The 9,946-nt window shown below is 45.1% G+C and carries 7 protein-coding genes; 5 read left to right on the top strand and 2 right to left on the bottom strand.

The annotated features are described in order from the left end of the window. The first annotated feature begins 157 nt into the window (after nt 1-157). Nucleotides 158-1,747, top strand: coding sequence for a peptide chain release factor 3 (gene prfC / locus B9J87_RS15670; RefSeq protein ID WP_094125060.1), 1,590 nt, complete (start codon nt 158-160; stop codon nt 1,745-1,747). A gap of 101 nt (nt 1,748-1,848) precedes the next feature. Here prfC and srmB read toward each other — a convergent pair whose 3' ends face one another. Then, nucleotides 1,849-3,084, bottom strand: a complete 1,236-nt coding sequence (gene srmB, locus B9J87_RS15665) for an ATP-dependent RNA helicase SrmB (RefSeq protein ID WP_013857603.1) — start codon at nt 3,082-3,084, stop codon at nt 1,849-1,851. Between the two features lie 92 nt (nt 3,085-3,176). Continuing rightward, nucleotides 3,177-3,899, bottom strand: coding sequence for a tRNA1(Val) (adenine(37)-N6)-methyltransferase (locus B9J87_RS15660; protein ID WP_094143199.1), 723 nt, complete (start codon nt 3,897-3,899; stop codon nt 3,177-3,179). A 308-nt stretch (nt 3,900-4,207) separates the two neighbouring features. Between B9J87_RS15660 and brnQ the strand changes: the two genes are divergently transcribed. The 4 genes from brnQ to vpsR all read left to right on the top strand — a co-directional run. Continuing rightward, nucleotides 4,208-5,521 (top strand): branched-chain amino acid transport system II carrier protein, encoded by a 1,314-nt coding sequence (gene brnQ, locus B9J87_RS15655; RefSeq protein ID WP_013857601.1) that lies wholly within the window; start codon nt 4,208-4,210, stop codon nt 5,519-5,521. Nucleotides 5,522-5,691: 170 nt separating this feature from the next. Then, a protein-coding gene (gene prfB / locus B9J87_RS15650; RefSeq protein ID WP_096000859.1) for a peptide chain release factor 2 occupies nt 5,692-6,790 on the top strand; the annotation gives its coding sequence in 2 pieces (ribosomal slippage) (nt 5,692-5,766 and nt 5,768-6,790; 1,098 coding nt in all). Between the two features lie 33 nt (nt 6,791-6,823). Continuing rightward, nucleotides 6,824-8,356, top strand: a complete 1,533-nt coding sequence (lysS, locus tag B9J87_RS15645) for a lysine--tRNA ligase (RefSeq protein WP_013857598.1) — start codon at nt 6,824-6,826, stop codon at nt 8,354-8,356. Nucleotides 8,357-8,618: 262 nt separating this feature from the next. After that, the coding region (gene vpsR / locus B9J87_RS15640) for a cyclic-di-GMP-binding transcriptional regulator VpsR (protein ID WP_094151635.1) at nt 8,619-9,946 on the top strand (1,328 nt) is incomplete at its 3' end.

The raw sequence follows: 9,946 nt of genomic DNA, 5'->3' as shown, positions 1-9,946 counted from the left end.
ATAGAAAGGTCGTCATTCTCTTGTTGATTTGTATAGCGACGAAAGTTGCTCCCAGATCAAATATAGGGGAGAATACCGCGCAAATTTGAATCGAACTGCTGATCAGCGTAAGCGCTTCGGCTCTCCCTTATATCAGCATATTGAGAAGACCTGTTTCATGTCAAATACTCCTTTTTTGAGTGAAGTTTCTAAACGTAGAACCTTCGCTATTATTTCGCACCCGGATGCGGGTAAAACCACCATTACTGAAAAAGTTCTGCTATTTGGGAACGCTATTCAAAAAGCGGGAACGGTAAAAGGGCGCGGCTCTAACCAGCATGCTAAATCAGATTGGATGGAAATGGAAAAAGAGCGTGGTATTTCAGTCACGACCTCTGTGATGCAATTTCCTTACAATCATTGTTTGGTTAACTTGCTCGATACTCCAGGGCACGAAGACTTCTCGGAAGATACTTACCGCACATTGACGGCGGTTGACTCGTGCTTAATGGTGATTGATGCAGCAAAAGGTGTTGAAGATCGTACTCGTAAGCTGATGGAAGTGACTCGCTTACGTGATACACCGATTGTAACCTTCATGAACAAATTGGACCGTGAGATCCGCGACCCAATGGAATTGCTTGATGAAGTGGAGAATGAGCTGAAGATTGCCTGTGCCCCGATTTCATGGCCAGTGGGTTGTGGTAAAGAGTTTAAAGGCGTGTACCACATTCACCGTGATGAGACGATTCTATACGCAACAGGCCAAGGCCACACCATTCAAGAAGAGCGCATTGTTAAGGGCCTCAATAACCCTGAACTGGATAAGGCGGTGGGTGATGACCTTGCTGCTCAACTGCGTGATGAGCTTGAGTTAGTATTGGGCGCTTCTCATGAATTTGATCAAGAGCTGTTTTTAAAAGGTGAGTTGACCCCTGTTTTCTTCGGAACGGCATTAGGTAACTTTGGTGTTGACCATATGCTGCATGGTTTAACTGAGTGGGCTCCGGCGCCGATGCCACGTCAAGCTAATGAGCGTATTGTTGAAGCCACGGAAGAGAAATTCTCAGGCTTTGTGTTTAAAATCCAAGCGAACATGGATCCTAAACACCGCGATCGTATTGCGTTTATGCGTATTGTGTCGGGTACTTATACCCAAGGCATGAAAATGAACCACGTGCGTATTGGTAAGCAAGTGAGTATTTCTGATGCGGTTACCTTTATGGCAGGCGATCGCTCTCGTGCTGAAAATGCTTATGCTGGCGATATTATCGGTTTGCATAACCATGGAACGATTCAGATTGGCGATACCTTTACTCAAGGTGAATCGTTGAAATTCTCAGGTATTCCTAACTTTGCTCCTGAGCTGTTCCGTCGTATTCGCTTGCGCGATCCACTGAAGCAGAAGCAACTGCTTAAAGGTTTAGTGCAGTTGTCGGAAGAGGGAGCGGTTCAAGTCTTCCGCCCACTACAAAATAACGATTTGATTGTGGGTGCAGTGGGTGTGCTGCAGTTTGATGTGGTGGTGTCTCGTTTAAAATCTGAATACAACGTTGAGGCGATTTACGAAGGTGTTAACGTTGCAACAGCACGTTGGATTGAGTGCGCAGATGATAAAAAATTCGAAGAGTTTAAGCGCAAAAACCAAAGTAACATCGCATTGGATGGTGGGGATAACCTGACTTACATCGCGCCGACTATGGTCAATTTAAATCTGGCCAAAGAGCGTTTTCCTGAAGTGGAGTTCCGTGCGACACGCGAACATTAAAACTTGGTGATTTTGAAGAGAGTGACACTCTCTTCAAATGTTAAAGATAAAAAATGCCGATATTTCAGTATCGGCATTTTTTTATAGGTGGTATTGGAACACTATTTTTTCTTTTTGTTCGCTTTCTTCTTCTTAGAAACCACTTTGACTTTTTTGTCATCGGTTTTCTTTTTCTTTTTGAATACCGGCTTTTTGTGCTGCGGGCGCATATCTTTAATGAAGCGCTCTTTGATCTCCTCATCGACATAACGCGCGACGCGGTCCATCATCACTTGATCATGGGCTTCAACCAAAGAGATCGCATTGCCTTTTTTACCAGCACGAGCCGTACGACCTATGCGGTGTAAGTACACATCCGCTGAGCGTGGCATATCAAAGTTGATCACGTGACTTACGTCAGGTAAGTCAATACCGCGTGCGGCCACGTCGGTTGCCAGTAGTACGTTGACTGCGCCTTCACGGAATCGCGTAATGGCGTTATTGCGACGATCTTGTGGCATTTCGCCTTGAATCCAAGCACAAGGAATTTGCGCTTTTTCTAGCTCTGTACGCAAATCAGCTAAGCGCTCACGAGTTTTGATAAACACGATAGAACGTTCGGCTTGCTCGGTGAGGATTTTCTTCAATAGCTCAACTTTGTGCACCATGGTATCGGCGCGGTGATACCATTGGGTGATTTTTTTGCGTTCACGACGAGAAGGATCGGCATTGATTGTTGCTGGTTCTTTTAAGAGATCGGCGGTAAAACCTTCCACACCATGACCTTCCAGTGTTGCAGAGAAGAGCAAGGTCTGTTTACGCCAGCGACATTCAGCAGCGAGACGATCGACGATTGGGCCAAAGCCCATGTCCAGCATGCGGTCAGCTTCATCCAAAATAAGCCATTCAATCGCACGACAATCAAAACGCTCGCCTTCAATGTATTCCATCAAGCGACCAGGCGTTGCCACCACAATATCTTGCGTTTTGGCTAAGATGTCGGCGTGCTCTTGATATTGTACGCCGCCGGTGATGGTAACGATATTGAGGCGAGTATTCTTCGCCAGTTCACGAGCTTGATCCGCCACTTGCATCGCCAATTCACGAGTTGGGGTCAGAATCAAGACGCGTGCAGGGCCGGCTCGCTTGCGCGGAAAATCTAAAAGATATTGTAGCGCGGGTAAAACAAATGCAGCGGTTTTACCGGTTCCCGTTGGCGCAGAGGCAAGAATATCTCGACCATCTAGGGCTTGTGGGATCGCTTCAGCTTGAACTTGGGTGGGACGTTCAAAGCCCATATCTTCAATGGCCGCAATGATGCAAGGGTCAAGATCGAGGTCAGCAAAGGTTTTGATCACAGTGAGTACTCCACAAGCCGTTAGGCTTATTTGGCTATAAAATTAAGGTCGAACATTATAGGGGGATTGGTGATTAGGATCACATGTTATTTCTACATCTTGAGATAAAAATCTTGAGTTAGGGCAATAAAGGCTTCGCTATAACCACTTGATGAGTGAATGACCAACGATGAATCAATCATAGAAGCCGAGGCTAAACTTAGTTCAATCAATAGCCGATGAGCGGGTTTGTGTGCTCTGGGTTGTACAGTGCAGCACCGCTTAAGCTGCCAGCCGAGCGTGAGTGCTTGCTCGATAAATTGTTCCCCTTCATACACGGGCAAAATAAAACAAGCTTGCCCCTCATCGTTGAGAAGACTTTTTGCTCTGACTAATAAAGCGTGATGAGCAAGTTGATTGGTGTGCCTAGCAGTAGCTCGCTGGGGATCATGAGACAGTTCACCACTGTTGAAATAGGGTGGGTTACAAATAATTGCATCAAAGGACGGCGTAAAAGAGGTGTCTAAAATATCACCTTGTAAAACCTGTATGCGTTGCCCCCATGAAGAAGCATTACTGTTGTATTGGGCCGCTTCAAAGGCAAAGGCATCGATATCGATGGCCGTAATTTGTGTATCGCTAAAACGTTGTGCGCACATTAATGCCAATAACCCAGTACCGGTGCCAATATCGAGAATGGTTTTGGGATGGTGCGTGAAAGCCCACGCGCCTAATAGAACCCCATCGGTACTGACAGGCATTCCCGCTTGTCCACCGTCAATGGAAAATTGTTTAAATTTGAAACGCTTATTTTTGGGCGTGTGACTTTTCATCATTATTTCAAAATATAGCTCTAATTAAGTGATAACCACTATTGTTATCTATTTGTTCGGATTATTCTTCTATCTGTTATGAGAGTGTATGAGAAAATGATCAACACATCATTCTTTCTATTTTTTAACATTTAGAGTTTTAAACTGGTTTTTCACCGATATTATAAATTAATGTAGCGTTTTTTGCTTTGCCCTTGCGAAGTCTTGAGTGTTTCGTCATTATTCGCCCTTAATTTTTAGATTTAGATGCGGTTTCAACCTCATCAACAATGCATACACAACATTTATCAAATAATAATTAAGGGTTATCTGTGAAGCAGACGTTAAAACTAACAGATATTATCGCGGTCGGCTTTATGCTTTTCGCGTTTTTCTTGGGTGCTGGTAACATCATCTTTCCGCCAATCGCTGGCCAACTTGCTGGAGAGCATTTACTGCCAGCCATGACAGGCTTCCTCATTACCGCTGTCGGTTTACCATTGATGACGATTATTGCGATTGCTGTCGCGGGTGGTTCTTGGGAGCATTTAACCAAAGATCTGCCTAAACAAGCTGCAACTATCATGGCAGTGATGATCTTTATCATCATTGGTCCTGCCTTTGCAGCACCGCGTACCGGCCTTGTGGCGTATGAAATGGCAGTGAAACCATTTTTCATTGATGCGCAACAATCGCATTTGACACTATTTTCGATTCTCTTTTTTGTGATTGCGATGTTTTTTGCCTGGTCTCAAGGTCGGCTCATTGACATCATTGGTAAAGTGCTAACTCCTGCTCTATTTGTTGGATTAATTATTTTAGCCGTTGCGGTTTTTGTTGATCCGCAAGGTGAGATGGTGACTGCACAAGGCGAATACCTGACTCAGCCGTTGACGAAAGGTTTCCTTGAAGGCTACAACACCATGGATACGTTTGGCGCACTGATGTTTGGGATGTTAATTGTCGATGCACTGCGTAGCAAAGGCATTACTGAGCGCGCGGCAACCACAAAGTATTTAATCAGCGCGGCGTGTATTGCGGCGGTTGGTTTAGCTTTTGTCTATATTTCACTGTTTTATCTTGGTGCGACAAGCTCTGTGGTCGCTTTTGGTGCAGAAAATGGCGGCGCAGTGCTTAGCCAATATGTGCAAGCGCTGTTTGGCCCTTATGGGCAGATCGTGCTTTCTGTCATCGTGCTACTAGCCTGCCTAACCACGGCAATTGGTTTGATTTCAGCATGTTCAGATTACTTTTGCACATTGACTCCAATTGCGTATAAATCTTGGGTGATCATTATTGGTGTCGCTTGCGCTATCGTGGCAAACGTTGGTTTATCGCAATTGATCACGCTTTCTATCCCCGCACTGTATGCGCTTTATCCAGTCGCGATTGCCTTGATTATGTTGACCTTCTTGAGAGGGAAACTACCAAACCCAGCAGTGGCATACCGTGTGGTGCTGCTTGTCTCTTTTCTTTTTGCGTTGATCGACGCGGCAAAAGTCGCTGGCGTTGATGTGTCTGCGTTCAATATGCTGCCACTGTTTGAGGTCGGCATGGGGTGGTTGCTTCCGACACTTGCTGCGATGATTTGCATGTTCTTTATTGCAACTACCGTTCAACAAAGTGTGGTTAAAGAAGCGGCATAATCGCGTTTTTACTCGTAAGCATTAAAGAGGCTGAACACGATTGTTCAGCCTCTTTTTTTAGGCGTGCGCCAGCTTTTATTCCAAGAGATCAAACGAATTTTTCCTGTATCTTCGTCACATTTTTAAGTAGAATTCTTCGGTTAAATTCTACTCATAAATGTTGAGCAAACATGTTTGAAATCAATCCTATTAAAAACCGTCTTCAGGATGTGTCAGAGCGCACAAATATCCTGAGGGGGTATCTTTGACTACGACGCTAAGAAAGAGCGTTTAGAAGAAGTGAATGCAGAACTCGAGCAACCCAACGTCTGGAACGAACCTGAGCGTGCACAAGCGCTAGGTAAAGAACGTGCTTCGCTCGAAGCCATTGTCGATACCATTGATCAGTTAGATCAAGGTGTGGATGATGTGGAAGGGCTACTGGAACTGGCTATTGAAGCCGAAGACCAAGAAACCTTCGATGAAATTGGCCCTGAACTGGATGAGCTGGAAACTAAGCTTGAACAGCTTGAGTTTCGCCGTATGTTCTCTGGCGATCACGATTCTTCAGATTGCTATATTGATCTGCAGTCTGGTTCGGGCGGCACCGAGGCTCAAGACTGGACATCAATCCTGCTACGCATGTATTTACGTTGGGCAGAAGCGAAAGGCTTTAAGACTGAAGTGATTGAAGTGTCTGAAGGTGATGTTGCTGGCCTAAAAGGCGCAACCGTGCGCATTATCGGTGATTACGCTTATGGTTGGCTGCGCACCGAAACTGGCGTACACCGCTTGGTTCGTAAATCCCCATTTGATTCGAGTGGCCGCCGCCATACCTCTTTTGCCTCTGCGTTTATCTATCCTGAGATTGATGAAAATATTGCTATCGACATCAACCCAGCCGATCTTCGTATCGATGTTTATCGCGCTTCGGGAGCGGGTGGTCAGCACGTTAACACCACCGAATCGGCGGTGCGTATTACGCATATTCCAACCAATACCGTTGTTCAATGCCAAAACGATCGTTCGCAGCATAAAAACAAAGACCAAGCGATGAAACAATTGCGTGCAAAACTGTTTGAACTTGAGTTACAAAAGCAGAACGCAGAAAAGCAAGCCAATGAAGATGCGAAATCTGACATTGGCTGGGGAAGCCAAATCCGATCTTATGTATTGGATGACTCCCGAATCAAAGATTTACGCACTGGCGTTGAAAACCGTAATACCCAAGCGGTATTAGATGGTGATTTAGACAAATTTATTGAAGCAAGCCTGAAATCAGGCCTTTAATGCTTTTTTACCGACATATAAGGTACATGTAAAATGACTGATGCTGTTCAAAACGAAATGAATCAAGAGCAAATTGCGCAAGAAGAGAACAAACTCATCGCAGAGCGTCGCAGCAAGCTGGATCACATCCGTAAGAGCTGTAAAGCGAATGGCCACCCAAATGACTTTCGTCGTGACAGCCTTGCGGGCGATCTTCAACAGCAATTCGGTGAAAAGAGCAAAGAAGAGTTAGAAGCCTTAAACCATGTTGTGGCGATTGCAGGTCGTATCATGGCGAAACGTGGCCCTTTCCTTGTTATTCAAGAAACCTCTGGTCGTATTCAAGCTTATGCTTCAAAAGAGGTTCAAACTGAGCTGAAGGAAAAATACCAAGGTCTAGACATTGGTGACATCATCGGCGTGAAAGGTGCGTTGCACAAATCTGGCAAAGGCGATCTCTACGTTAATATGGAAGAGTACGAATTGCTGACAAAGGCACTTCGTCCATTACCAGAGAAGTTCCACGGTTTGACTGACCAAGAGATGCGCTACCGCCAACGTTATGTGGATTTGATTGTTAATGAAAGTTCACGTAATGCGTTCATTGTTCGCTCTAAAGTAATGACTGCAATTCGTAACTTCATGATCTCAAAACAGTTCATGGAAGTAGAAACGCCAATGATGCATGTGATCCCTGGCGGTGCTAGTGCGCGTCCATTCATCACTCACCACAATGCGCTCGACATGCCAATGTACTTGCGTATCGCACCTGAGCTTTACCTTAAGCGTTTAGTTGTGGGTGGCTTTGATCGCGTGTTTGAAATCAACCGTAACTTCCGTAACGAAGGTCTTTCTCCTCGCCATAACCCTGAATTTACTATGATGGAATTCTATATGGCGTACGCAGATTACAATGATCTGATGGACTTTACCGAGGAGTTATTAAGCACTGTGGCACAGGAAGTTTTAGGTTCGACTTCAATGCCTTATGGTGATGAAACGGTAGAATTTGGTGGTCAATATGCTCGCATGAGTATGTTTGAAGCCATCAAACACTACAACCCAGAGCACGCTCAAATCCAAGCGTTAACTGAACAGGATCTGCAAAACCGTGAGCTCATGGTATCTATCGCGAAATCGGTTCATGTAGACGTTGAACCTTTCTGGACTTGTGGCCAACTTCTTGAAGAGATCTTCGGTGAAACGGCTGAACCTAAGTTGATGCAACCGACCTTCATCACTGGATACCCTGCGGATATTTCACCATTGGCGCGTCGTAGCGATAACAACCCATTCTTCACTGACCGTTTTGAGTTCTTCATCGGTGGTCGTGAAGTCGCCAATGGCTTCTCTGAGCTTAATGATGCTCAAGATCAAGACGAGCGCTTCTTAGCGCAAGTGAATGCCAAAGATGCTGGCGACGATGAAGCCATGTTCTACGATGCTGATTATGTTGTTGCGTTAGAGCACGGTCTCCCACCAACGGCGGGTCAAGGCATTGGTATTGACCGTTTGGTGATGTTACTCACCAACACCCATACGATTCGTGACGTTATCCTATTCCCTGCGATGCGCCCACAGCAGTAATTGCTACTTTCGTTCCGATAAACCGCCTAAATAGGCGGTTTTTTTTTGCATTAGTTTGAAAAATTTTGTTCACTAGCGTGGACTAACAGACAACAATTTCGAAAGGATTATGAAATAGTTCCCTATATTAAATGGTAAAGTGCTTATTTGTTGTCTAGTCTTATGATTGAGACAGACTACAGCGCCAAGTCTCGTTAATGTAACAGCCGTTTAATGTGCCAAAAGTAGCACTGCATATAAATTTAAAGATAAGGAATAATAGATGGGCACTCAATTCCGAATGGATTCTGTCCCTGGTTCGCTTGTCGTCGTTGGTGGGACATACGAGCCTTGGTTATCTGTACTTGAACAGGTTGGTTGGCGTTGTACACAATGCGCAGATTTACGTAAAGCGGATGCCTTGTTTGCAGAAACAGGCCCATGCATTGGTATTGTTGATTTGAGCCATGATGAATTCAGCCTCAATGGCATTGCAAATTTGGTCAGCAACCATAAACAAGTACGTTGGTTAGCGTTCATTCGCGAATCACAGTTGAGCTCGGATACGATTTGCCAATTCATTGTTAACTTTTGTATCGACTTTTTTACGGCGCCGATTCCCGATGCGCAGCTACTGAGCACCATTGGACACCAACTTGGAATGCTTAAGTTAGAGAAAAAAGTATGGCCACATTATGGAGCAACAGGGGATATTGGTTTAATTGGTGAGTCCACTCCCATGAAGCGCTTGCGTGATCAGATCAAACGCATCGGCCCTACAGATGTCAGTATCCTCATTTATGGGGAAAATGGAACGGGCAAAGAGACGGTCGCGAGAGCGGTACACAAAACCTCGTCTCGCGCACAAAAACCTTTTATTTCAGTGAATTGCCGAGCTTTATCGGAGAGCCGCTTTGAATGTGAGCTGTTCGGTATTGGTTGTGAAGACTCATCTCAAACTTCATTATTGGAGCGGGCTGATGGTGGGACGATCCTACTCAAAGATATTCTCACGCTACCTAAAAGCCAACAAGCGAACCTCTTGCGTTTCCTGCAAGAAGGAACGATAGAAACTTCAATGGGTGTCAAAGAGGTGGATGTGCGTATTTTGGCCGCCAATTCTTCCGATATTGAAAAAGCGCTGATTGATGGCAATTTTAACGAAGAGCTGTACCACTATATCAACGTATTGCGTATTAATGTCCCGAGCTTAAAAGAGCGGGCGGGTGATATTGCTTTACTGGCACGACACTTCTTGCAGGAGTATTCAAAAGAGTTTAACGCGCAGGCGCGCAGTTTTACTGAAGAAGCGGCGCGCTCATTGGCTCGTTATCACTGGCCGGGTAACGTTCGTGAGCTGATGAATCAGATCAAACGTGTGGTGCTGATGTCCGATTCAGTCATGTTGGATGAATTGCAACTCGACTTACCAAAACGCAGTGATGGTAAGCGCAGCCTAAAAAGCATTCGTGAGCGTTCAGAGCGAGATGCGCTATTACTGGTTTTAGAATCCAACTCAGGGCAAGTATCAATGGCCGCCAAAGAGCTAGGTGTATCTAGAGCTACTATGTATCGCTTGCTTAATAAACATAACTTAATCACTGAAAATAC

The sequence above is a fragment of the Vibrio sp. V19_P1S1T109 genome, assembly GCF_002241375.1.
GTDB classification, from domain to species: Bacteria; Pseudomonadota; Gammaproteobacteria; order Enterobacterales; family Vibrionaceae; genus Vibrio; species Vibrio anguillarum.
Note: the sequence above shows the minus strand (reverse complement) of the source record. Positions and strands in the feature narration are given on the sequence as shown.

Bases quoted from the DNA above. Each gene is read 5' to 3' on its own strand.
- prfC (WP_094125060.1), top strand. From the start codon at position 158: ATGTCAAATACTCCTTTTTTGAGTGAAGTTTCTAAACGTAGAACCTTC.
- B9J87_RS15660 (WP_094143199.1), bottom strand. From the start codon at position 3,899: ATGATGAAAAGTCACACGCCCAAAAATAAGCGTTTCAAATTTAAACAA.
- lysS (WP_013857598.1), top strand. From the start codon at position 6,824: ATGACTGATGCTGTTCAAAACGAAATGAATCAAGAGCAAATTGCGCAA.